Genomic DNA, 24,059 nt, shown 5'->3' with positions numbered 1-24,059 from the left:
CGCAGATGAAATCCATTCGCGATCGAGTGATAGTGCGAATATCGGATAAACGTAGGAGCGATTTATTCGAGCAATCTATTTCAATGCCCCCGCAGTGAGCCCCTGCACCACCTGCCGCTGGAAGACGATGTACGCCGCGAGCACCGGCAGCATCGCCATCACCAGGCCCGCGAACAGGCCCGACCAGTCGCCCTTGTAGCCCTGGCTGGCGGCGAGCTGGACCAGGCCCTGGGTGAGGACACGTTTGTCGGGGTCGGTGTTGAGGACCGTGGGGAGCATGTACTGATTCCACTGCCCCAGGAAGTTGAAGATGCCGACGCTGATCAGGCCGGGCTTGGCCATCGGCAGCATGATCTGGAAGAACGTGCGGGAGTGGGACGCGCCGTCGACGAAGGCCGCCTCCGCCACCGAGGTCGGCAGCGTGCGGAAGAAAGCGGTCAGGAAGAAGACCGTGAAGGGCAGCGAATACGCGATATAGACCAGGATCAGGCCGTGGATGGTGTTCAGCAGGCCCATGTTGTTCACGACGTAGAACAGCGGGACCAGCGCCAGCATGATCGGGAAGCTCATGCCGCCGATGAACAGGTAGTAGATGAAGCGGTTGCCCGGGAAGTCGAAGCGGGCCAGGACGTACGCCGCCATGGAGCCGAGCACCAGCGTGCCGATGAGCGAACCGCCGACCACCAGGATGGTGTTGAGGAAGTAGTCGCTCATATTGGCGTCGGTCCAGGCCCGCGCCCAGTTGTCGAAGTGCAGCTTGTCCGGGAGCGACCAGGGCGAGCCGAAGATGGAGCTGTCGTCCTTGAAGGACGTCATCACCGCCCACAGCAGCGGCATGACCACCATGATCGCCCAGATGACCAGGATGCCGTGCGAGAAGACGTTGAGGACACGGCCCTCCTTTTTTCGCTCGGGCCTCGCTCCGGCCGGCACGTCGACCTTCACCACGGGGACACCGGACGGAGCCGAGGCGGAGGCGGGGGTGTCGGGGGTCCCCGGAGTGTCGGGAGATTCCGTCGTCTTCATGTGATCAGAACTCCAGCCGCTCGCGACGGCCCAGCCGCATCACGACCGCGGCGAAGGCCAGCGTGACGACGAGCAGGGCGACGCCGATGGTGGTGGCGTAGGCGGCCTGACCGTCCCGGAACGCCTTCTGGTACACGTACAGGACCATCACGGTGGTCGAGTAGTCGGGGCCGCCCGGCCCGGTCGTCATGATCTGCACGACCGCGAAGGACTCGGCGCCCAGGGCGAGGATGCCCATGTAGACCCAGCCGGACTGCACGGTGTCCCACAGCAGCGGCAGGGTGATGCGGAAGAACGTGTTGGCGCGGCCGGCCCCGTCCAGCAGAGCCGCCTCGTAGAGGTCCGCCGGGATGGAGGCCATGCCCGCCGAGAACAGGACCACGAAGAAGCCGACCGTGGACCACACGAGCACCGCCATCACGCACCACAGGGCCAGGTTCGGATCGCCCAGCCACAGCGGCTGGACGTGGTCGAGGCCGATCCCGCGCAGCAGCGAGTTGACCGCGCCGCTGTCGGGGTTGTACGCGAAGGCGAACAGGAGCGAGACGATCGCGATCGACAGCACCTGGGGGAAGAAGTAGACGATCTTGTAGAAGGAGGAGCCCCGGACACCGGAGACCACCGGGCCGCCCCTCCTTCTACGTCCACCCACATTGATCATGAAGGCGAAGAACAGCGCCAGGCTGATCGTCACCAGCGGCAGCACGACCGCGAACATCAAGCTGTGCCGCAAGGACTTCCAGAAGATTTCGTCGTCGAGCATCCTCCGGTAATTGTCCAGGCCGACCATCTTGAACTCGGGGCTCAGGCCGGTCCAGTCCGTGAACGAGTAGTAGATGGACTGGATGAACGGCCAGACCACGAAGAGCGCGTACAGTCCCAGGGGGAGCGCCAGGAACCCCACGATGAACCGGTACTTGCCGTGCTGCATCGCCACTCCGGTGCCGATATGGAATACGGGCTACTGGTGCTTGTAGTGCTTGATCGACGTGTCCTTCGCGGCCGCGTCGGCGAAGCCCTGGATCTTCTTGATGGTCTCCGCCGGGGTGGCCCGTCCGGCCATCATCTCGCCGAGACCGGCCACACCGATCTGTTCCTTCTCCAACTGCACGTACCAGTCCTGGAGCCGCGGATTCACCACATTGTCGCCCGCCTTCTCCAGCGCGGCCACGCCCGACTTCAGGCCGGGGGTGAGGGCGATGCCGGAGGTGCCGCCGTTGTAGGCGGTGAGGGACTTCACCTTGGCCGTGAAGTTCTTCGAGGACGCCTCGCTGAGCATGATGCGCAGCTGCTCCATGCCGCCGTCGGGGTTCGCGGCCTTGGCCGGGACGACGAAGGGTTCGCCGCCGGAGGCCCAGATGGTGCCGAAGGGCATCTTGTCGGAGGAGTCGATGCCGGTGGGCGCGGAGACGGCGAGGTTGAAGTCCTTGGGGATGACGTTCGCCGACTCGTTCTCCACCCAGGAGCCGTTCGGGATGAACAGCGCCTTGCCCTTGGCCCACGCGGTCTGTGACTGGATGTGGTCCAGACCCGGGGTCCCCTGAAGGATGTAACCCTTCTTGTAGAGCTCGTAGTACGCCTCGAAACAGGCCTTGACGGCCGGGTGCTTCCAGGCGTTCGGCTCGAGGTTGTCGATGGCGTCGAGCACCTCACGGCCGCCGACCTTGCCGATCATGGGGTAGAGCGAGAAGGGGACGTAGTACGGGTACTTGCCGGCGTACGTCCAGCCCGCCATGCCCTTCTTCTTGGCCTTGGCGCATACGGCGAGCATCTCGTCCCAGGTCTCGGGGTACTTCTCGTCCAGCGAGTCCAGGGCCTTCTGGGAGTACCAGACGCCGTACACCGTGTAGGCGTAGTACATGATCCAGACCGGCTCGCCGTCGAACTGGCCCATCTCCACGATGCCGGGGCGCAGCGTGTCGCGGACCTTCTTGCTCGGGTCGTCGTACGACGGGGCGTCCAGCAGTGGGGTGAGGTCGGCGAGCTGGTTCTTGCCGACCAGGACGCCCATGTCCATCTGCTCGGCGCCGGAGTTGTCGATGAGGTCGGGCGGGTTGCCCTGGTTGAAGCGGGGCTGGAGCGTGGACTGGATCTTCTGGGTGGCGGAGAACTTCACCTTCGCCTTGGGGAAGTCCTTCTCGTAGATCTTCACGGCGTCCTGGGCGTATTCCTTGCCGAAACCGCCGTCGAACAGGACGAATTCCATCTGCGCGCCGTCGTTGACGCCGAGCGGGTTCTTCGAGGTCTTCTTGCCCGTCTTGGCCTTGTCCTGGCCGCCGCCGCCACTGCTGGCGCACGCGGACAGGAAACCCGCCGCGGGCACGCTCAGCAGACCGAGGGCCGCGGATCGCTTGATCAGATCCCGGCGGCCGACGCCGTCGGTACCGTGGTTCGCTGCGGAAGTGGATCCCATGCTCAAGTCCTCGCCTTCTCCAGGACTCAGGCGGTGAACCGGATCCTCCCGGCACCGCGGTCGGGTAGCGCTGGGTCGTGCAGGAAACGCCGAGTGGTGCAGGAAACGCCGACAGGTATAGTCCACTTCTCGGGCGCGAAGCAAGATCGAATGCAAGCTTGGTCATCGGTCTTTTCCGAGTTGAGACCTCGCGGAAATATGAGCCCCCTGTGCGTTCCATGCCGGAAAAATCCGCGCCATTAGGCCTGAATGCCACGCCCAACACCCTTGACATCACGGGCCACTTGACTCCCTACTGGTTCTTGCGTTCCGCAGTTGACAACGTTGTCCGATGATCGGGCGCAGGGAGGGTTTCCGTAGATGCAGCGGAGAACTCGGCACAGATGGGGTCCGGCGGTCGTCCTTGCGGCCGCCTTCGTCATGGCGGTCGGATCGCAGGGGGCCGCGGTCGCCCTGCCCGCCAAGGCACCGGCCACCGACCGGGAGTTCGCATCCTCGTTCGAACAGGGTGATCCGGCGCCGGACTGGCTGAACACCGTCGACACCGGGCCGGACGGCGCCAAGCGCGCCTCGGGTGTCGACGGCGGGTACAGCACCGGCATTCCGGGCAATGTGACCGACCACGTCACCGAGGTGCGGGCCAGCGGCGAGAACACGGGCGCGGGCGAGGTGAAGGAGAACCTGGTCGACGGCGAGCCCGGCACCAAATGGCTGACCTTCGAGCCCACCGGCTGGGCCGAGTTCGACCTGGACAAACCCATAAAGCTGGTGACATACGCACTCACCTCGGCCAATGACTTGGCCGAACGCGACCCGCAGGACTGGACCCTGAAGGGTTCCACCGACGGCAAGGACTGGAAGACCGTCGACACCCGGTCGGGGGAGTCCTTCTCCGAACGGTTCCAGACCAAGTCCTACGACCTCGCCGAACCGGCCGAGTACCAGCACTTCCGCCTCGAGATCACGAAGAACAGCGGCGCCCCGGACATCGTGCAGCTCGCCGACGTGCAGTTCTCCACGGGCGGCGGGGGCGGCCCGGTCCCGCAGGACATGCTCTCGCTGGTCGACCGCGGCCCGAGCGGCTCGCCGACCGCGAAGGCCCGGGCCGGGTTCACCGGAAAGCGGGCACTGCGCTACGCCGGACGGCATACGGCGGCCGGCCGGGCGTACTCGTACAACAAGATCTTCGACGTGAACGTGAAGACAAGTCGCGACACCCAGTTGTCGTACCGCCTCTTCCCCTCCATGGCCGACGGCGACCGCGACTACGACGCCACCAATGTCTCCGTGGACCTGGCCTTCACCGACGGCACCTATCTGAGCGACCTGGGCGCGAGCGACCAGCACGGCTTTCCCCTGTCGCCGCGGGGGCAGGGCGCGGCCAAGGTGCTCTACGTCAACCAGTGGAACGACGTGGTCTCCCGGATCGGGTCGGTGGCCGCCGGGAAGACGGTCGACCGGATCCTGCTGGCGTACGACTCCCCCGGCGGCCCGGCGAAGTTCCGCGGCTGGCTCGACGACGTGGCGATAAAGCCCGTCGCCCCGGAGAAGCCCAGGGCGCACCTGTCCGACTACGCGCTGACGACCCGCGGCACCAACTCCACCGGCAGCTTCTCGCGCGGCAACGACTTCCCCGCGACGGCGCTGCCGCACGGCTTCAACTTCTGGACGCCGGTGACCAACGCGTCCTCGATGAGCTGGCTGTACGAGTACGCGCGGGCCAACAACGACGACAACCTGCCGACGATCCAGGCGTTCAGCGCGAGCCACGAGCCCAGCCCCTGGATGGGTGACCGGCAGACCTTCCAGCTGATGCCGTCCGCCGCGGCGGGCACCCCTGACACCGGCCGCGAGGCGAGGGCACTGGCCTTCCGGCACGAGAACGAGACCGCGCGGCCGTACTACTACGGGGTGCGGTTCGAGAACGGGCTGACGGCCGAGATGACGCCGACCGACCACGCGGCGGCGCTGCGCTTCACCTATCCGGGCGCGGACGCGAGCGTGCTCTTCGACAACGTCACCGAGCAGGCGGGCCTCACCCTCGACAAGGAGCACGGTGTCGTCACCGGCTACTCCGACGTGAAGTCGGGTCTGTCGACCGGGGCGACCCGGCTGTTCGTGTACGGCGAGTTCGACAAGCCGGTGACGGGCGGCGACGCGAGCGGGGTCAAGGGCTGGCTCCGCTTCGACGCGGGCAAGGACCACACGGTGAACCTCCGTCTGGCCACCTCCCTGATCAGCGTCGACCAGGCGAAGGACAACCTGCGTCAGGAGATCCCGGACGGCACCTCCTTCGACACGGTCAAGGCGCGCGCCCAGCGGACCTGGGACAAGCTGCTCGGCCGGGTCGAGGTCGAGGGCGCGACCCCCGACCAGCTGACCACCCTCTACTCGGGCCTGTACCGGCTGTACCTGTACCCCAACTCGGGCTTCGAGAAGGTCGGCGGCAAGGACCAGTACGCCTCCCCCTTCTCCCCCATGCCGGGCCCGGACACCCCGACGCACACCGGCGCGAAGATCGTGGACGGCAAGGTGTACGTCAACAACGGCTTCTGGGACACCTACCGCACGACGTGGCCGGCGTACTCCCTGCTGACTCCTTCTCAGGCGGGCGAGATGGTGGACGGTTTCGTCCAGCAGTACAAGGACGGCGGCTGGACCTCGCGCTGGTCCTCCCCCGGCTACGCCGACCTGATGACCGGCACCTCCTCGGACGTGGCCTTCGCCGACGCGTACGTCAAGGGCGTCGACTTCGACGCGGGGGCGGCGTACGACGCGGCCCTGAAGAACGCGACCGTCGTGCCGCCGATGTCGGGCGTGGGCCGCAAGGGCATGAGCACCTCGCCCTTCCTCGGCTACACCAGCACCGACACGCACGAGGGCCTGTCGTGGGCGATGGAGGGATACGTCAACGACTACGGCATCGCCAGGATGGGCCAGGCCCTGTACCGGAAGACGGGCGAGAAGCACTACAAGGAGGAGTCGGAGTACTTCCTCAACCGCGCCCAGGACTACGTCGACCTCTTCGACGGCAAGGCGGGCTTCTTCCAGGGCCGCGACGAGAAGGGCGCCTGGCGGGTCGACTCGTCGAAGTACGACCCGCGCGTGTGGGGCTACGACTACACCGAGACCAACGGCTGGGGCTACGCCTTCAGCGCCCCGCAGGACAGCCGGGGCCTGGCCAACCTGTACGGCGGCCGTGACGCTCTCGCCGACAAGCTCGACAAGTACTTCGCCACCCCGGAGACGGCCTCGCCCGACTTCGTCGGCTCCTACGGGGGTGTCATCCACGAGATGACCGAGGCGCGGGACGTCCGGATGGGCATGTACGGCCACTCCAACCAGGTCGCGCACCACGTCATCTACATGTACGACGCGGCCGGCCAGCCCTGGAAGACGCAGGCCGCCGTCCGTGAGGCACTGTCCCGTCTCTACACGGGCAGCGAGATCGGGCAGGGCTACCACGGCGACGAGGACAACGGCGAGCAGTCCGCCTGGTACCTGTTCTCCGCGCTCGGCATCTACCCGCTGGTCATGGGCAGCGGCGAGTACGCCATCGGCTCCCCGCTGTTCAAGAAGGCGACCGTCCATCTGGAGAACGGCCGGGACCTGGTGGTACGGGCGCCGCGCAACAGCGCGAAGAACGTCTACGTGCAGGGCCTGACCGTCAACGGCCGCCCCTGGACCTCCACCTCGCTCCCCCACTCCCTGCTCGCCAAGGGCGCGGTCCTGGACTTCCACATGGGTTCCAAGCCCTCCACCTGGGGCTCGGGCCGGAACGCGGGCCCGGTCTCCATCACCCGGGACGACGAGGTACCGACGCCCCGTGCGGACGTCCTCAAGGGTGACGGCCCGCTGTTCGACAACACCTCGGCGACGGACGCGACGGTCACCTCGGTGGACCTGCCGGTCAGCGGCCCGGCCAGGCCCGTCCAGTACACGCTGACGTCGTCGGCCGACCACACGAAGGCCCCGACCGCCTGGACCCTTCAGGGCTCCGACGACGGCGTGACCTGGCGGACCGTGGACCGCCGCTCGGGCGAGTCCTTCCGCTGGGACCGCCAGACGCGGGCGTTCACCATCCCGAAGCCGGGCAGCTACGCGAGATACCGGCTGGTGCTGGACGGGGAGTCGACGTTGGCGGAGGTGGAGTTGCTGGCCTGACCTCTCCCGGCGGCAGCAGAAGGGGCGGGTCCCTCGCGGGGCCCGCCCCTTCCGTCTCACGGCTGTCTCACGGCCGGCTGCTCAGCCGGTGGCGAGGGTGAACACGTGCAGGTCCGCGTCGTCCGGGAGGCGGACGCTCCTGATGCTCCTGCCGGACGGGGCCTCGAACGGCTTGGTGGCGAAGACGTACGTGGCCACCGGGTCCTTGTCCGCTCCCGCGACGTTGCGGTACGCGGTCTTCGCGACGGTCTCGTTGCCGTACTGGACGGTTCCGGAGCCGCCGCCGATGGTCCAGTCGGTGAAGGAGAGGTCGATGGTGTCGGTGCTGCCGTCGGTGTAGGTGACGGTCGCCTTGGTCTGCTGGTTGCCGTTGACCGCGCTGCCGATGAAGGACAGCTCGGCGGCCGGGGTGGGCAGTTCGATCGTCTGGCCGGCCGAGGAGACGTTGTCAGGGCGGCCGGGCGGTGAGTCGGGCCAGGTGAAGGTGAGGCCGTCGACCGTGCTCTGGTGGCCGGGGGTCAGGCCGGCCGCGGCCAGGGCCTGGCGGGAGTAGCTCCAGCCGCCGCCGTCGTAGTCGGCCTCGTCGTGGTCACCGGTGTCGTCCGAGACGCCGGTGCTGTCGTAGGCGGCGAGCAGGGTGCCGGGGGCGGCCACGGTGAGGGCGACCGGCTGCTCGTACGAGGTGTCGCCCGAGGTCACCGTGATCTTCACGTCGTAGAAGCCCTGCCGGATGCCGTCGGCCGCGGTGAGCGTGATCTCCTGGGCGCCGTCGGTCACCGTGCCCTCGGCGGGTGTGGCCTGGATGCCGTCCGGGGTCTCGACGCGGAAGCGGACCTCGGGGCCGGCGCCGCCGTTCAGGGACAGGGCGCGGATGTCGGCCTGCGTGCTGCCGCCCGGCGCGACGGTGGCCGCGGTCGGGCCGACGCCGATCTGGTACGGCTGCTCGCCCGCCCGGAAGGACGGCGGGGCGTCGGTCGTGCCCCAGGCACGGTTCGGGGTGCCGGAGAGGGTGTAGTCGAGCCGGCCGCCGTCCCGGACGAAGGACGCGGGCAGCCAAGGCCGGTCGCTGCCACGGCCGTCGACCTTCAGGGACTGGACGTACGGCGCGTCGGCCGCCGCTCCCCGCGCCCGGATGGAGATGTCGTTGCCGTGCGGCCGGTCGATCTCGATCCGCTCGAACAGCGGTGAGGCGAGGACGAGTTCGGCCCGGGAGGGGACCTGGGGGTACATGCCGAGCGCGGAGAAGACGTACCAGGACGACATGGCGCCCAGGTCGTCGTTGCCGGGGATGCCGCCCGGCTGGGTCGACCACAGCTGCCGCATCGCCGCGCGGACGGTCTCCTGTGCCTTGTAGGGGGCGCCCGCGTAGTCGTACAGGTAGGGGACGTTGATCGACGGCTCGTTGTCCAGTTCGGACTTGGTGCCGCCGCTGCCGGTGAAGGCCCAGCCGCCGTCGGCGTCGTGGAAGAAGTCGTCCAGTCGGGTCAGTGCCTTGTCCGTGCCGCCCATCGCCGCGAACAGGCCTGCCGGGTCGTGCTGGACCATCCAGGTGTACTGGGCCGCCGTGCCCTCCACGAAGCCGTTGCCGGTGTCCGGGGTGAAGCCGGTGACCCAGCTGCCGTCGGCCTTGCGGTTGGCGATGTAGCCGCCGCCGGGGTCGGCCGCGATGTTGAAGTTGTTCTGCCACCACTGGGCGCGGCGCGCGAAGGTGTTCGCCGTGTCCTTCTCCCCGGCCACCGCGGCCAGTTGGGAGAGCGAGAAGTCGGCGGTGGACATCTCCAGCGTCTCGGCGGCGCCGCCCCAGGCGTTGGAGACGCTGGGCATGTAGTGCAGCTTGAGGTACTTGTCGAGCGAGGGGCGCTGGCCCACCGACAGCACCGGCTTGCCCGCCGCCGACAGGTCCTGTGCGGTGGGGACGGTGGCCGCCTTCACCAGGGAGTCGAGGGCGCCGCGCAGATCGAAGTGGGTGCCGCCGAAGGCCCGGATGCCGGCCAGCGCGGTGGGCGAGGGGTCGCCGTTCATCACGTGCGTGCCGCTCGCGCCGTGCAGCCAGCGGTCCCAGACACCGCCGTTCTGCCGGGCCAGTTCGTACAGCGACTGGGCGATGTCGGAGCCGGTGCCCGGGTCGAGGAGGGTGAGCAGCTGCACCTGGTCGCGGTAGACGTCCCAGCCGGAGAAGGTCCCGTACTGGGCCCGGTGGCCGTGGCCGACCTCGTGCACCTCGCCGTCGCCGCCCCGGTAGCGGCGGTCAGCGTCGCTGATGACGTTGGGGTGCAGCAGGGCGTGGTAGAGGGCGGTGTAGAAGGTGGTGCGGTCGGGGTCCGTGCCGCCGCCGGTCCGGATCGCGCCGAGCCGGTCGCGCCAGGCGCGGCGGGCCGCGTCCCGCACCGCCTCGAAGGAGCGCCGTGGCGGGTTCTCGGCCGCGAGGTTGGCCTCGGCGCCCGCCCGGCTGACGTAGGAGATGCCGACCTTCATGTTCACCGGCCCGGTGCCGGGCGCGAACTCGACGTATCCGCCCGCTCCCTTGCCCGCGACGGGCCGCCCGCCGTGCGAGAAGCCGCCCGTGCCGCCGGAGGCGGTCGTCGCGCCGGGGTTCAGGACATCGTCCTGCCAGGTGCCGGTGGTCTTGAAGGCGCGGTCGAAGCGGGCGGTGAAGTAGAGGGTGTAGTAGGCGTGTTGGCCTTCGGGGTCGAGGTAGCCGCAGAAGTCGCCGGATGTCACCGAGCCGGAGATCGTACGGGCCTCAGGGTCGATGGTCACCGTGGAATCGGCCGAGCCGACCTCGGAGTTGGCGGTGCGCACCAGCAGCGAGGCCGGTTTGCCGGCCGGGAAGGCGAAGCGGGCCGAGCCGGTGCGCTCGGTCGCGGTGAGGTCGGCGGTGACGCCGGAGGCGAGCCCCACCTCGTAGTGACCGGGTTCCGCCTTCTCGTCGGTGTGGCTGAAGTCGGAGGCGTAGACGGCGTCCTTGGTGTCGCTCGCCGGGGAGGAGGTGACCTCGCCGGCGTACGGGAAGAACGGGATGTCGCCGCTGCCGCCCGCGCAGCCCGTACCGGACATATGGGTGAGGCTGAAGCCGCGGATGCGGGTGGCGTCGTACTGGTAGCCGCCGGGCGCGGCCGTTCTGGTGGCGTCGCCGCGGGTGTTCTCCGGACTGAAGGAGAGCATGCCGAACGGCACCACGGCGCCCGGGAAGACGTTGCCGCCGTTCTTGGTGCCGATCAGCGGATCGACGTATGCCGTGGGGTCCTTGACGAGATCCGGCGGGGTGGCGGTCGCCGCGAGGGCGAGAGCGGGGGAACCGCCGGCCGCGAGCACGGCGGCCAGCAGCAGGGACATGGGACGGAAACGCATGACGCGGCCCTTCCTCCTGACGGACGGGTCGCGCACCACGGGTCGCACAAGCCGCATGGACAGTAACGTGGGCCAGCCGTACCACGGAAGACCGCGTGCCGCTCCGGGAAGCCACGCGCGGGGTCACTCGCCGGGCGATTCCCCTGTCGTTGCAGCCGATCAAGAGACTTGACCCACTTTTGGCCAAGAGCTCTATGTGGTGACTAGCGTTCGGTCGTGTTCACTTGACGCGACTCACGGGGTTGGTTGTTGGCGTTTTATGAGCCAGGTGGGTGGTCGTGTGGGCATCCGAGTGCCGGGACGACGTGCGAGCGTCCGCTTCTTCGTGCGGACGGTCCGGTGGCGCGGAGGCCGGGGTCATCAGCCCCGGCCGAATCTCGACCTTCCGATACAGACCGTCGCGCTGTCAGGGCGCTGCGATGAAGGAAGAACTCATGAGAAGACAGATCCGCGGTGTGCTGGCCGCGTTCACCGGAGCACTGCTGCTCTCCACGGGAGTCGCCGCAACGGGCGGGCAGTCGGCGCAGGCCGATGACAACGGTGTCGGGCTCAAGCCCGCACTGGGGTGGAGCAGCTGGAGCTTCATCCGCCGCAATCCGACCGCGCAGAACATCGAGGCCCAGGCGAAGGCGCTCAAGGACAGCGGACTGGCGAAGAACGGCTTCGTCTACGCCAACGTCGACGACTTCTGGTACGAATGCCCGGGCAGCCAGGGGCCGAACGTCGACAAGTACGGCCGCTGGGTCACCGACGCGGCGAAGTTCCCGGCCGGCGGCGGTGAGAACGGCATCCAGGTCGTCGCCGACTACGTCCACTCCCTCGGGCTGAAGTTCGGCCTGTACGTCACTCCCGGCATCTCCAAGCAGGCGGTCGCGCAGAACACCGAGATCCAGGGGACCCCCTACCACGCCCAGGACATCGCCACCACGACGGCGGAGAACAACTACAACTGCGGCGGAATGGTCGGCATCGACTACACCAAGCCCGGCGCCCAGGCATTCGTCGACTCCTGGGCCGGCCAGTTCGCCGGCTGGGGCATCGACTACCTCAAGATCGACGGCGTCGGAACCCCCGACGAACAGGACGTCAAGGCCTGGTCCGACGCCCTGCGGCACACCGGCCGCCCCATCCACCTGGAACTGTCCAACAACCTCGACATCAACAACGCCGCCACCTGGGCCAGGCTCTCCAACGGCTGGCGCACCGGCGGCGACATCGAGTGCTACTGCGGACCGGACGGCAGCAGCTACCCCCTGACCACCTGGGCCTCCGTCGCCTCGCGGTTCGACCAGGTCGCCGCCTGGGCGCCCTACGGAGGCCCCGGCGGCTACAACGACTACGACTCCCTCGAGATCGGCAACGGAGACCACAACGGCCTGACGCCCGACGAGCGCAAGACCCAGATGAGCCTGTGGTCACTGGCCGCCTCCCCGCTCATCCTCGGCACCGACCTGACCCGTCTCGACCCGGCCGACCTCGCCCTGCTGAAGAACACCGACGTCCTCGCGGTCGACCAGGACGGCATCGACGCCAAGCGGATCTCCGGGGACGCGGACTCCCAGGTGTTCGCCAAGACCGAGCCCGACGGGGACGTCGTCGTAGGGCTGTTCAACACCGATTCGGCACCCAGGGAGGTCGCCACCACCGCCGCCGCACTGGGCCTGCCCGCGGCGCGCGACTACGCCCTGCGGGATCTGTGGAGCCACCGGCTGACCGAGTCCGCGGGCCGGATCGCCGCCGACGTCCCGCCGCACGGCGTGGCCCTGTACCGGGTCCACGGCGCCGACCACGTGGTGGCGGGCGCGGCCCCGGATGTCTCGCTGGCGCTGAACTGGGCCCCCGCTTCGAGCGACAGCACCACGCGTACGGTGACCGCGGTCCTGTCCGACAACGGATCCCGGCCGATCACCGACGCCGGCCTGACGCTCACCGGGCCGTCCGGTACGAAGATCACCACTCATTCCGCGACGCGGGCCCGGACGATCCAGGGCGGCGGCGCGCTGAAGGCCACCTTCACCGTCTCCATCCCGTCCTCGGCCGAGCTCTTCGCCTCCAGCGCGTTCCAGGGGTCGGCGACCTATCGCTACGGGTCCGCCGGAACGACCCGGCTGACGGCCGGTGACACGATCACCGTCAACCACCCGGTGACGGCCCCGTACCGGACGTTCGCCTCCACCACGGCGAGCTTCAGCGAGTCCGGCAGCCGGCTCGGCATCCGTGCCCAGGGCGCCGACCTGTACAACACCACCAACGAGTACGGCTCGATCTATCTGCCCGGGGCCGAGCACGACGGCTCCACGACGACGGTGAAGATCGACTCCCAGTCGGACACGGACGTCTGGGCGAAGGCCGGGATCATGGTCCGCAACGACATCACCCAGTCCAGCACCTCGCCGGGCTACCTGGCCCTGGTCGTGACCCCCGGCAACGGTTACCTCCTCGACTGGGACAGCGACGGCAACGGAACGCTGGACTCCCAGGACTCGACCGGCACCGCCCATTTCCCCTCGTGGCTGAAGCTGGTCCGCAACGGCACCACCTACAGCGGCTACTACTCCACTGACGGCTCCACCTGGAACCTGGTCGGCACCGAGAACGTCCCGACCGCCGCGGCCACCCAGGACGTCGGCCTCACCCAGACCTCGCACGCGTCGGGCACCACCGGCGAGGCCGACTTCGACACCTTCACCACCACCCCCTAGCCCTCTGAACAGTCCTGTGAACCGGGTCCTGTGAACCGGGACTCCTGCCGAGAACAGCCGGCGAGGCGCTCACGGCCCTGTGAGCGCCTCGCCGTATCCGCGCGGTGCCTTGACATCGTTGTCCACTCCCACGGTAAAGTCATGTACAGAGCAATCCGACAACGTTGTCGCACCGCACCGTCGCCACAAGCCGCGTAACAAGCCGCGCACGTCCGGGCGGGCCCCTCCCCCTTCGGGGCCCGCCCGGAGCGGTCGTTCAGCCGACCTGACAGGGCAGGCTCGTCGTACTGTCACCGCCGGAGCCCTGGACGACGTATCCGAACGTCGTGCTCTGCCCCGGACTCAACGAGCCGTTCCAGTCGACGTTGTGGACCATCACGCCCTGTCCGCTGTAGGTCGCGTTGCCGCTCCACAGGCTGACCACCGACTGCCCGCTCGGCAGCGTCCAGTCGACCATCCAGCCGAGCATCGGCACGTCACCGCTGTTGGTGACGGTCACCTCGGACTGGTAGCCACCGGGCCAGCTGTTGGTGGTCTTCCGGGTGGCCGTGCAGGTTCCCGGCGGCGGCTCAGTGGGGTTGCCCGGGTCGTGGATGCCGGTGACCTCGCCGTTGCCGCCGTCGAAGACGACGTCGGAGCAGGAGTAGAAGGTCTCCGTGCTGTCCGAGCGCTGCCACACCATGTAGATGATGTGCCGGCCCGACTTGTCGGCCGGCAGCTTGCCGGACCAGGAGTAGTTGGCCTCGACCGTGCCCGGGGTGCCGTTGAGCGGCGGGTGGTCGACGGTGAGGAAGGGCTGGTCCTCCATCTCGTCCCAGGTGAGCGGCTTGGTCGGGTCGTAGCCGTCCTTGGTGACGTAGACGTAGAACCAACCCGGGTGCGCCGCCCACGCGTTGTACGAGAAGTCGACGGTCGCGCCGGAGGTCAGGTGGGTGACCGGCCAGTCGTCGCGGGCGGCGTTGAAGCCGGTGAAGTTGGGGTTGCCGCCGCTGCACAGCTCACCGTCGGGCACGAAGCCGCGGGTGCGGCCGGCGCCGTCCGAGCGCAGCACGGAGAACCAGTTGTAGAAGGGCGTGGTGCCGCTGACCTGCTGGGCCGCCTTGCAGGCGGGGTTGACGGGCTTGATCTCACCGGTGTCGGTGAGCGCGTCCTGCCAGCACAGGAAGGTGCGGCTGCCCGGCTTCATAGGGGTCCCGTGCGCCTGCGCGCGGCCACCGGCGGCGAGGATGAGGCCGAGGGCGGGGACGGTGGTCAGGAGGGCCAGGAGGACGAGGAAGAAGGCGTTGCGGCGAGTGGGGTGGGGTAAGCGGGGGTGCTCCGCTCCGGGCGCTGTTGTTGCCCTTGTTGTCATAGGCATGACATATCTACCTCTGGATTGACGGTCGTGCGGGGGCTGCGGGTACGTGGGGTTCCTGTGCCGGAGTTGCCGGGGTGCCGGGGTGAGGTGGGAGCGAACCCAGCGGCGGGTTCCGGTCCATCGATGGGAGCGCTCCCACCCCACTTACTCCGGAAGCTAGCTCGCGGCGCGCCAGATGTAAACGGTGTGCGGTACGGATGTTGCGGACTAGAGCGAGGGGGGTCTGCCGGGCTGAGGCGGTTTCGTGGACATTCTGATCTTGATGCCTTCCTCGCTGTGACGAGTTACTTCGTGCAGGCCCAGTCGCCGGTAGAGGGCCTGAGCCCGCTGGTTGACGGCGAGGACGTCCAGGGTGAGGTCCCGGCCTTGCCGCTGGGCCTGGCGCAGGAGGCCGCGAATGAGCTTGCTGCCGATGCCGCGCCCCTGGTGGTCGGGGTGGAGCTCGATCCGCGCCAGGTAGATCTCCGTCGGCCGGTGTTCGACGTGGAGCATGCCGGCGTCCCTCCCGCCGACGGTGATGATCTGCCGGCCGCTCGGGGTGAACGCGTGGGCGTGGAAGTCGCGTTGGGCCTGTTCTTCCCAGCCCCAGACTGCCGTGATGTAGGCGCCCATGGCGGCTTTGTGCAGCTGGAAGCAGTACTCGCCGTCTGCGGAGGTGGCCGGCCGCAGGCCGATGTCGGTCACTCGGGATCCAATTCGGGATCATGGGAGTCCTCGCCCTGGCGGCCGGGCTGCGCGTCCTGACGCGCTGACCGCAGTCCTCGGCGAGGCCCCCGCAGGTCAGTTCCCGGCTGGGACCACGGGGCCGAAGGAGGCGGCGGCTATCTGCTGGACGTAGCGGATCTCGGTGCCGTCGAGGTTGGTGGGGTTGAGTGAGTAGACGATCTTGCGGGAGAGGTCGCGGGTGGCGAACACACCGCTGGTGTAGCCGGGGCGGGAGCCGGTCTTGCCCCAGACCACGACGCCGTTGGAGGACTTGACCCTCATCAGGCCCATGGTCATGCAGGCCCGGCCGGCGTCCGCCTCGGTGCGGCACTGGCTGCTGTGGAAGCTGGGGACGTCGGGCACGTCGAAGAGCTCGGCTTGCTGGGCCGGCGGGAGGAGACGGCCGTGGAAGAGCTCGGTCACGAAGCGATCGAGATCGGCGGGGGTGGAGATCATGCCGCCCTCGGCCCACGGCCAGGGGCTCTGCTCGGTGACGTCCACCGGGTGCGTCGTGCCGTCCGAGGACTTGACCGTCAGGTAGCCGTGCGAGTGGGGGCCGGGCAGGCGCGGGTCGTCGGCGTCGGGGACGTAGGTGTCGTGCAGGCCGACGGGCCGGGTGATCCGGGACCGCACCTCATGGGCGAAGGTGTGCCCGGTGGCCTTCTCGATGAGCAGGCCGGCGACGTAGTAGTTCATCCCGTTGTACTGCTGAGCCGTGCCCGGCGCGAAAAGCATCGGCTGGCCCGCCATCAGGTCGATGACCTGCTGCGGGGTGAAGCTCTTCATACGGTTGGCGGCGAACCATTCGGGGCTGCCGTCACCGAAGTCCGGGGTCTGGATGCCGCGCGGCAGGCCGCTGGTGTGGTTGAGCAGTTGGCCGACCGTGACGGGCGGCAGATCGGCGGGCAGGACGCCCGGCAGGTACTGCTGGACGGGCGTGTCCAGGTCGATCCGGTGCTCGGCGGCGAGTTGGAGAACGACGGTGGCGGTGAAGACCTTGGAGATGCTGCCGATCCGGATGTGCCCGTTGTCCGGGACGCCCTGACCGGTCTCCAGGTTGCCCACGCCCGAGGTGCCCGACCAGTGGCCGGCTCTGCCGGTGATCCGCAGCAGCGCGCCGGTGACGTCCGCGTCGGGCAGGCCGCCGATGGCCGCCCTGAGCTTCGCCGGGTCGAGCCCGGGCAGCGGCGCGCCCGTCGCGGTGGCGGCGGGCGCCGGGGTGGCGGCGGAGGCTGCGGAGGCGGGAGCTGCCACACCCGCGGCCAGAGCGGCCAATAAGGCGCCGGAGGCGGCCAGGGCGGACCAACGGGTACGGCGCGCACGGTAGTTCACTGTGAGGTTCTCCAAGTGGTGGCGGTCGGACCGGTGGTCGACCGGCCCGATCACGAGTCTCGTGCACACCGGCAACGCCGCTCATCAGGGAAGGCCCCTGAGCGCACCCTGAACACACCCTGACAACCGGCCTCGAGGTGAGCGCGGCTGGTGTCGTCCGAAGCTCGTCACCAACCTCGCCCACTGAGGCCCCGCATCTCGGTCATGCCGCTGCCTGTGAGGTTGGGGGCCAGCAGGGGCACCCAGAAGACGGTGATCGCGAGCGCGAGCGAGACGAGGCCGACGACGCGGGCGACGAGCGGCCCCCGCGGCATGCGCTTCTCGGCGGCGACGACGGCGGCCAGGCCCGCCATGGCCCAGAGGTTCATCACACCGAACGCGGTGAGCAGCAGCATCAGGGACCAGCAGCATCCCAGGCAGAACGCGCCATGATGTGCTCCGGCCCGTACGTGGCGTGAGGGGCCGCGGTACGACGCGTAGCGCAGCAGCAGGCCGATCGGTGAGCGGCACTTGGTGAGGCAGAAATCCTTGAACGGGGTGAGCTGGTAGAGACCGTTGATCGCGAAAACGGCGGCGGCCACCGCTGTTCCTGCCGTGGGACGCGTGGTCGCGACCTGATTCGCGCCGACGGCCAGGGCGTATGCGGGCAGTCCGGCGGCGGCCCAGACCAGCACGTAGCCGGCGGTGAACGCGATCATGCGCGGCGCCTGGTGAACGGGACCTGTCCGCGCGTACAGCGAGGCGACGGGTGCCGTGGCAGGCAGCATCATCGCGGTCATCATGATCGTCCAGGCCGCCATGAAGGCGAGCAGGTCCCCCGCCATGGCTCCCGGCCCCATGTGGCCCGACCGAAGTGCCACCCATGCCCAGGCCGCGGCCGCCGTGAGCAGTACGAACCCGGTGCAACGCGCCCTGTGGCGGACGGTGATCGTTGTCCTGGTCACGCCGACCATGAGAAGGGCGCCGAGTGCGCGTTGCTGCCGGTGAAGTCCCATGAGCGGCCGTGGACGCCGTCGCCGACGGCCCGCGTCGACCGGGCGATGGTCAAGGTGCTGTTCGCCGGGTGGAACATGCCGGTGAGCCCCATCACGGGACCGTCCTCGCCGAACTGCGGGGCCACCTGGTCCTCGATCGCGATGTCGATGGCGTCCGCCACCCGCACCGTGTGGCGGCGACCGTCGTCGTGGAAGTCGATGGGGACGCGTTCGACGCCGAGGACCTGGCCGATGAGGGGGACGACCGCCGCCATCGGTCCGCCCGCCTGCCCGGAGAAGACCTTGCCCAGTGCGTCCGCCTGGCCGTCGTCGGCGGAGGCGTCGATGTACAGCGCCACCTGCCAGTCGCCGTCGGTCATCACGCGGGGTGCGTCGACGAAGACGACGACGCTGTGGTCCGAGACGTCCATGCCGTCGACCTCTCCCCGTGCGACGTGGAACGCGAAAGTCACCTGGCAGCGCTCGTTGTCGGCGGGTGCCGTGAGGCCCGAGGTGGTGCAGGGACAGACGCTGTCGCAGTTGCAGCTCTCGAAATATGTGCCGTTCACATTCCAAGTCATGGTGGTTCTCCTGCCTGGTGCACAGGCCTGTCAGCGATGCGAAGTGGCGCCAAGCCGGCAGAACGAGAGGCCTGATGCGGGCGCCGGCCTGATGCGGCGCCTCGATCGCACGCGGGAAAGGGGGCCGCGGACGTGAGCCGCGCGCCCGCTCGGCCACGAGATCGACATCGGGAGAGCTCCTTGGCCCGGACGGCCGCCCCGGTACTTCCCAGGCTAGTCCTCAGGCCGACGCCGTGCCCCGGCAGGCCAGAGGGGAAGGGAGGCCTGCGGCTTCCGGTGCCGCCGGGAGTCGGATGGTGAACTCCGTGCGGCCGGGGGCGCTGGTGGCGTCGATGCGGCCGTCGTGGGCCGTCGTGATCGCCGCCGCGATGGCCAGGCCGAGTCCGGAGCCGCCCTCGGTGCCCGAGGAGCGGGCGCGGGAGGCGTCCGCGCGGGTGAAGCGTTCGAAGACGGAGGGGAGGAGGTCGGGCGGGATGCCGGGGCCGTTGTCGCGGACGCGGATGACACGGTGGGTGTCCGTGGACTCGACGGAGGCCACCACCGTCGTGCCCACCGGAGTGTGCACCCGGGCGTTGGCCAGCAGACTGGCCACCACCTGGTGCAGCCGGGCCTCGTCGCCGACGACCAGGGCCGGGGCGTCCAGCCGGAGCTCGAGCTGCCAGACGTGGTCGCCGCCCGCGGCCCGCGCGTCCCACACCGCCTCGGCGACGAGCGCGGCGAGGTCCACCTCGGCGGAGTGCAGAGGGCGTCCCTCGTCCAGGCGGGCGAGCAGGAGGAGGTCCTCCACGAGGCCCGTCATCCGCGCCGACTCGGCCGACACCCGGCGCCAGGCCAGGAGGGGTTCGATCCGCCCCGTGCCGCGGTTCATCAGCTCGGCGTATCCGGCGATGGAGGCGAGCGGGGTGCGCAGTTCGTGGCTGGCGTCGGCCAGGAAGCGCCGCATGCGCTCCTCGCTGCGGCGGCGTTCGGCGAGGGAGGCCTCGACGTGGTCGATCATGCGGTTGAGGGCGGCGCCCACCTGGCCGGCCTCCGTGCCGGGGTCGGTGTCCTGTTCGGGCACCCGGGTCAGGCCGGTGACCTCGCCGCGGCCGAGCGGTGCGCGGGAGACCTCCACGGCCGTGGCGGCGACCCGGCCGAGCGGGCGCAGCTGGCGCCGGATGACCACCGCGCAGACGCAGCCGGCCACCACGAGCCCGACGCCTGCGACCGAGGCCTCGACCTCCACCAGCCCGCCGATGGTGTCGAGTACGTCGTCCATGGGGAGGCCGGTGAGGACCCGGACCCCGTCCGCGTCGAGGGCGGTGACCCGGTACCTGCCGAGTCCGGGCACCGTACGGGTGTGCGTCGAGCCGTCGGCCGTGATGCCGCGCAGGGCGGTGCGCTGGGCGGAGGTGAGGGTGCGCGGCGGCTCGTCGTGACTGACGACGGCGGCGGAGAGGATCGTGCCGTGGGTGTCGAGGCGGGCGGCGAGCATGCCGGCCGGGTGACCGTTCTCGTTGAGGAAGGCCAGGTCGGCGGTGAGCTCCGGGTGGAGCGCGGCGCCGCCCACGCTGCGTTCGGCCGCGTCACTCACCCGGTCGTCCAGATTGCCCATGAGGTAGGCGCGCTGGGCGAAGACGGTGGTGAGGGCCATCGCGGCGCACACGGCGACCAGGGTGACGGTGACGAAGACCAGCATGCGGGTGCGCAGCGAGCGGCCGCCGGGCCGGGTGCGCGGTTCGGCGGTCATCTGCCGTCCTCCCCGGCCCGGATGACGTATCCCATGCCGCGCACCGTGTGGATCATCGGCGCCCGGCCTTTGTCGATCTTCCGGCGCAGGTTGGAGACGTAGACCTCGACGAGGTTGCCGCCGCCGTCGAAGGAGCTGCTCCAGACGTGGTCGAGGATCTGCGCCTTGCTGAGCACCTGGTGCGGGTGGTCGAGGAGCAGGCCGAGCAGGTCGGACTCCTTGGCGGTGAGCCGGATCGGGGTGCCCGCCCGGTTCACCTCGCGGGTCTCCTCGGCCAGGACGAGGTCGCCGAGCACGCGGACACGGTCGTCACCCGGTGTCTGCTCGGTACCGGCCCGGCGCAGCAGTCCGCGCAGCCGCAGTACGACCTCTTCCAGGGAGAAGGGCTTGGTCACGTAGTCGTCGGCGCCGGACTCGGGGCCGTGGAGGCGGTGTTCGAGGGTGTCGCGGGCGGTGAGCATGAGGACGGGCGGCCGCGGCATCTCGTGGCGCAGCCTGCGCAGCACCTGGATCCCGTCGAGGTCGGGCAGCATCCCGTCGAGCACGACGGCGTGCGGGGCGCAGCCGCGGGCGAGCCGCAGCGCGCTGTGCCCGTCGGCCGCCGGGTACGGCCGCCGGCCCGCCTCGGTGACCGCGACGGAGAGCAGCTCGGTGAGGCCGGGCTCGTCGTCGACGATCAGCACGCGGACGCGGCCGGTTCGGGGGCCAGGGGTGCCGGTCATGTACCGATCCTGTCCCGGTCTGCTGAGGGAACGCTGTGTTCACCCTGAGGGTCGGTGATGACCTGGGACGGATACGGCGAAGGGCCGCACCCCCGTGTCCGGGGATGCGGCCCTCGACGGCCGTGCCGCAGTCGCTTACTTGCGGATCAGGCTGCGCAGCACGTACTGCATGATGCCGCCGTTGCGGTAGTAGTCGGCCTCACCGGGGGTGTCGATGCGGACGACCGCGTCGAACTCGACACCCGTGTCGGTGGTGACCTTCACCGTGCGCGGCGTGGTGCCGTTGTTGAGCTCCTCGACACCGGTGAAGGAGAAGGTCTCCTCGCCGGTCAGACCGAGGGACTCGGCCGAGGCGCCCTCCGGGAACTGAAGCGGAAGGACACCCATGCCGATGAGGTTCGAGCGGTGGATGCGCTCGTACGACTCGGCGATGACGGCCTTGACGCCGAGCAGCGCGGTGCCCTTGGCCGCCCAGTCGCGGGACGAGCCGGAGCCGTACTCCTTGCCGGCCAGGACGACCAGCGGGATGCCCTGCTCGATGTAGTTGCGGGAGGCGTCGTAGATGAACGACACCGGCGCGTCGGCCTGGGTGAAGTCGCGGGTGTAGCCGCCCTCGGTGCCCGGCGCGATCTGGTTGCGCAGGCGGATGTTGGCGAACGTGCCGCGGATCATGACCTCGTGGTTGCCTCGGCGGGAGCCGTAGGAGTTGAAGTCGGCGCGCTGGACGCCGTGCTCCGTGAGGTACTTGCCGGCCGGGGTGTCGGCCTTGATGGCGCCGGCCGGGGAGATGTGGTCGGTGGTGACCGAGTCGCCGAGCTTGGCCAGGACGCGGGCGCCGGAGATGTCGGAGACCGGCTCCGGGTCCATGCCCATGCCCTCGAAGTACGGGGGCTTGCGGACGTACGTCGACTCGGCGTCCCACTCGAAGGTGTTGCCGGTCGGGATCGGCAGCGCCTGCCACTGGGCGTCGCCCGCGAAGACGTCGGAGTAGGACTTGTTGAACATGTCCTCGCCGATGGCGTTCGCCACGACGTCGTTGACCTCGGCCTCGGAGGGCCAGATGTCCTTCAGGAAGACCGGGTTGCCGTCCTGGTCGGTGCCCAGGGCGTCACGCGTGATGTCCACCTTCATGGAGCCCGCGAGCGCGTACGCGACGACCAGCGGCGGGGAGGCCAGGTAGTTCATCTTGACGTCGGGGTTGATACGGCCCTCGAAGTTCCGGTTGCCGGAGAGGACCGAGGTGACCGCGAGGTCGTGGTCGTTGACCGCCTTGGAGACCTCCTCCGGCAGCGGGCCGGAGTTGCCGATGCAGGTGGTGCAGCCGTAACCGACCAGGTTGAAGCCGACCTTGTCGAGGTACGGGGTCAGGCCCGCCTTGTCGAAGTAGTCGGTGACGACCTTGGAACCCGGGGCGAGGGTGGTCTTGACCCAGGGCTTGCGGGTCAGGCCCTTCTCGACCGCCTTCTTGGCCACCAGGGCGGCGGCGACCATGACGTACGGGTTCGAGGTGTTGGTGCAGGAGGTGATGGCGGCGACGGTGACCGCGCCGTGGTCCAGCTCGTACTTCGTGCCGTCGGGGCCGGTGACGGTGACCGGGTTCGACGGGACGGCCGCACCGGTGCCGGCAGCGTGCTGCGGTGCGCCGGCCCCGTTCTCCTGGTGGCCGTAGGCCGGGGCGTCGGAGGCCGGGAAGGACTCGTCGCTTGCCTCGTCGACCGGGGAGGTCGTGGCGGCGGCCTGCTGCGCGGGCGCCTCGACGTAGTTGAGGACGTCCTTCGCGAACTGCTGGGCGGCCTCGGCGAGGACGATGCGGTCCTGCGGGCGCTTCGGGCCGGCGATGGACGGGACGACCGTGGAGAGGTCCAGCTCGAGCTTCTCGGAGAAGTCCGGCTCGGCCTTCGGGTCCAGCCAGAGGCCCTGCTCCTTGGCGTAGGCCTCGACGAGCGCGACCTGCTGCTCGGAGCGGCCGGTGAGCTTGAGGTACTTCAGGGTCTCGTCGTCGATCGGGAAGATCGCGGCGGTGGAACCGAACTCCGGCGACATGTTGCCGATGGTGGCCCGGTTGGCCAGGGAGGTGGCGGCGACGCCCTCGCCGTAGAACTCGACGAACTTGCCGACCACACCGTGCTTGCGCAGCATCTCGGTGATGGTGAGCACCAGGTCGGTGGCGGTGGTGCCGGTGGGCAGCTCGCCGGTCAGCTTGAAGCCGACGACGCGCGGGATGAGCATGGAGACCGGCTGGCCGAGCATGGCGGCCTCGGCCTCGATGCCGCCGACGCCCCAGCCGAGGACGCCGAGGCCGTTGACCATGGTGGTGTGCGAGTCGGTGCCGACGAGGGTGTCGGGGTACGCCTGGCCGCCGCGGACCATGACGGTACGGGCCAGGTGCTCGATGTTCACCTGGTGGACGATGCCGGTGCCGGGCGGGACGACCTTGAACTCGTCGAAGGCGGTCTGGCCCCAGCGCAGGAACTGGTAGCGCTCCTTGTTGCGGCCGTACTCGAGCTCGACGTTCGTCTTGAAGGCGTCGTTGGTGCCGAACTTGTCGGCGATCACGGAGTGGTCGATGACCAGCTCGGCCGGGGCGAGCGGGTTGATCTTCGCGGGGTCGCCGCCGAGCTCCTTGACAGCCTCGCGCATGGTGGCGAGGTCCACGACACAGGGCACGCCGGTGAAGTCCTGCATGATCACGCGGGCCGGCGTGAACTGGATCTCCTGGCTGGGCTGCGCCTGCGAGTCCCAGCTGCCGAGGGCACGGATGTGGTCGGCGGTGATGTTCGCGCCGTCCTCCGTGCGGAGCAGGTTCTCCAGCAGGACCTTGAGGCTGTACGGCAGCCGGGCCGAGCCCTCCACCTTGTCCAGCCGGAAGATCTCGTACGACTCGTCGCCCACCTGCAGCGTGCTGCGGGCGTCGAAGCTGTTCGCCGACACGACAGTCTCCTTCATTGATGTGCGCGTACCACCGTCAATCCTGCCGCCACGCCGGCTTGGCCGATCCAATAA

The 24,059-nt window shown here is 69.3% G+C and carries 14 protein-coding genes; 2 read left to right on the top strand and 12 right to left on the bottom strand.

The genetic code is table 11. The features are described from left to right. Window positions 1-75: 75 nt before the first annotated feature. Genes ACWGJM_RS33750 through ngcE form a run of 3 tightly spaced genes read right to left on the bottom strand, consistent with a single transcriptional unit; the run spans window position 76 to window position 3,439 of the window. Entirely contained in the window at window positions 76-1,026 is a 951-nt protein-coding gene (locus ACWGJM_RS33750; RefSeq protein WP_453415563.1) for a carbohydrate ABC transporter permease, read from the bottom strand. A gap of 4 nt (window positions 1,027-1,030) precedes the next feature. Next, on the bottom strand, window positions 1,031-1,957 hold the full coding sequence (locus tag ACWGJM_RS33745) for a carbohydrate ABC transporter permease (protein WP_453415562.1): 927 nt from the start codon (window positions 1,955-1,957) through the stop codon (window positions 1,031-1,033). 30 nt (window positions 1,958-1,987) lie between these two features. Continuing rightward, window positions 1,988-3,439: an N-acetylglucosamine/diacetylchitobiose ABC transporter substrate-binding protein gene (gene ngcE, locus ACWGJM_RS33740; RefSeq protein ID WP_453415561.1), complete on the bottom strand. Its 1,452-nt coding sequence runs from the start codon at window positions 3,437-3,439 to the stop codon at window positions 1,988-1,990. A 360-nt stretch (window positions 3,440-3,799) separates the two neighbouring features. Here ngcE and ACWGJM_RS33735 point away from each other — a divergent pair, with 360 nt between their 5' ends. Next, entirely contained in the window at window positions 3,800-7,603 is a 3,804-nt protein-coding gene (locus tag ACWGJM_RS33735; protein ID WP_453415560.1) for a GH92 family glycosyl hydrolase, read from the top strand. A gap of 81 nt (window positions 7,604-7,684) precedes the next feature. Here ACWGJM_RS33735 and ACWGJM_RS33730 read toward each other — a convergent pair whose 3' ends face one another. Beyond that, entirely contained in the window at window positions 7,685-10,954 is a 3,270-nt protein-coding gene (locus ACWGJM_RS33730) for a GH92 family glycosyl hydrolase (protein WP_453415559.1), read from the bottom strand. 434 nt (window positions 10,955-11,388) lie between these two features. Between ACWGJM_RS33730 and ACWGJM_RS33725 the strand changes: the two genes are divergently transcribed. Beyond that, on the top strand, window positions 11,389-13,656 hold the full coding sequence (locus ACWGJM_RS33725) for an NEW3 domain-containing protein (RefSeq protein WP_453415558.1): 2,268 nt from the start codon (window positions 11,389-11,391) through the stop codon (window positions 13,654-13,656). 256 nt (window positions 13,657-13,912) lie between these two features. Here ACWGJM_RS33725 and ACWGJM_RS33720 read toward each other — a convergent pair whose 3' ends face one another. From ACWGJM_RS33720 to ACWGJM_RS33685, 8 genes are all read right to left on the bottom strand, one after another. Then, window positions 13,913-15,007, bottom strand: a complete 1,095-nt coding sequence (locus tag ACWGJM_RS33720; protein WP_453415587.1) for a lytic polysaccharide monooxygenase auxiliary activity family 9 protein — start codon at window positions 15,005-15,007, stop codon at window positions 13,913-13,915. 213 nt (window positions 15,008-15,220) lie between these two features. Continuing rightward, complete coding sequence (locus ACWGJM_RS33715) at window positions 15,221-15,697, bottom strand: GNAT family N-acetyltransferase (RefSeq protein ID WP_453415557.1); 477 nt, start codon at window positions 15,695-15,697, stop codon at window positions 15,221-15,223. 96 nt (window positions 15,698-15,793) lie between these two features. After that, on the bottom strand, window positions 15,794-17,119 hold the full coding sequence (locus tag ACWGJM_RS33710; RefSeq protein ID WP_453415556.1) for a serine hydrolase domain-containing protein: 1,326 nt from the start codon (window positions 17,117-17,119) through the stop codon (window positions 15,794-15,796). Window positions 17,120-17,217: 98 nt separating this feature from the next. Then, the gene (locus ACWGJM_RS33705; RefSeq protein WP_453415555.1) at window positions 17,218-17,994 is read right to left on the bottom strand and encodes a DUF2182 domain-containing protein; all 777 of its coding nucleotides are present in this window, start codon (window positions 17,992-17,994) and stop codon (window positions 17,218-17,220) included. Continuing rightward, the gene (locus tag ACWGJM_RS33700; RefSeq protein ID WP_453415554.1) at window positions 17,991-18,605 is read right to left on the bottom strand and encodes a DUF1326 domain-containing protein; all 615 of its coding nucleotides are present in this window, start codon (window positions 18,603-18,605) and stop codon (window positions 17,991-17,993) included. Before ACWGJM_RS33700 ends, ACWGJM_RS33705 begins: the two co-directional genes overlap by 4 nt. Window positions 18,606-18,825: 220 nt before the next feature. Then, a complete protein-coding gene (locus ACWGJM_RS33695) occupies window positions 18,826-20,334 on the bottom strand; it encodes a HAMP domain-containing sensor histidine kinase (RefSeq protein WP_453415553.1) in 1,509 nt (502 codons plus the stop codon). Next, a complete protein-coding gene (locus tag ACWGJM_RS33690) occupies window positions 20,331-21,056 on the bottom strand; it encodes a response regulator transcription factor (protein ID WP_453415552.1) in 726 nt (241 codons plus the stop codon). The genes ACWGJM_RS33695 and ACWGJM_RS33690 overlap by 4 nt, the downstream gene beginning before the upstream one ends. Window positions 21,057-21,191: 135 nt before the next feature. Then, window positions 21,192-23,987 (bottom strand): aconitate hydratase, encoded by a 2,796-nt coding sequence (locus ACWGJM_RS33685; protein WP_453415551.1) that lies wholly within the window; start codon window positions 23,985-23,987, stop codon window positions 21,192-21,194. Window positions 23,988-24,059: the final 72 nt, after the last annotated feature.

The sequence above is a fragment of the Streptomyces sp. NPDC054834 genome (assembly GCF_053611185.1).
Note: the sequence above shows the minus strand (reverse complement) of the source record. Positions and strands in the feature narration are given on the sequence as shown.

What these genes read in the sequence shown, in the direction of transcription:
- ACWGJM_RS33725 (WP_453415558.1), top strand. Translation starts at nt 11,389, where the DNA reads ATGAGAAGACAGATCCGCGGTGTGCTGGCCGCGTTCACCGGAGCACTG.
- ngcE (WP_453415561.1), bottom strand. Translation starts at nt 3,439, where the DNA reads ATGGGATCCACTTCCGCAGCGAACCACGGTACCGACGGCGTCGGCCGC.
- ACWGJM_RS33750 (WP_453415563.1), bottom strand. Translation starts at nt 1,026, where the DNA reads ATGAAGACGACGGAATCTCCCGACACTCCGGGGACCCCCGACACCCCC.
- ACWGJM_RS33700 (WP_453415554.1), bottom strand. Translation starts at nt 18,605, where the DNA reads ATGACTTGGAATGTGAACGGCACATATTTCGAGAGCTGCAACTGCGAC.
- ACWGJM_RS33735 (WP_453415560.1), top strand. Translation starts at nt 3,800, where the DNA reads ATGCAGCGGAGAACTCGGCACAGATGGGGTCCGGCGGTCGTCCTTGCG.
- ACWGJM_RS33730 (WP_453415559.1), bottom strand. Translation starts at nt 10,954, where the DNA reads ATGCGTTTCCGTCCCATGTCCCTGCTGCTGGCCGCCGTGCTCGCGGCC.
- ACWGJM_RS33695 (WP_453415553.1), bottom strand. Translation starts at nt 20,334, where the DNA reads ATGACCGCCGAACCGCGCACCCGGCCCGGCGGCCGCTCGCTGCGCACC.
- ACWGJM_RS33745 (WP_453415562.1), bottom strand. Translation starts at nt 1,957, where the DNA reads ATGCAGCACGGCAAGTACCGGTTCATCGTGGGGTTCCTGGCGCTCCCC.
- ACWGJM_RS33720 (WP_453415587.1), bottom strand. Translation starts at nt 15,007, where the DNA reads ATGACAACAAGGGCAACAACAGCGCCCGGAGCGGAGCACCCCCGCTTA.
- ACWGJM_RS33690 (WP_453415552.1), bottom strand. Translation starts at nt 21,056, where the DNA reads ATGACCGGCACCCCTGGCCCCCGAACCGGCCGCGTCCGCGTGCTGATC.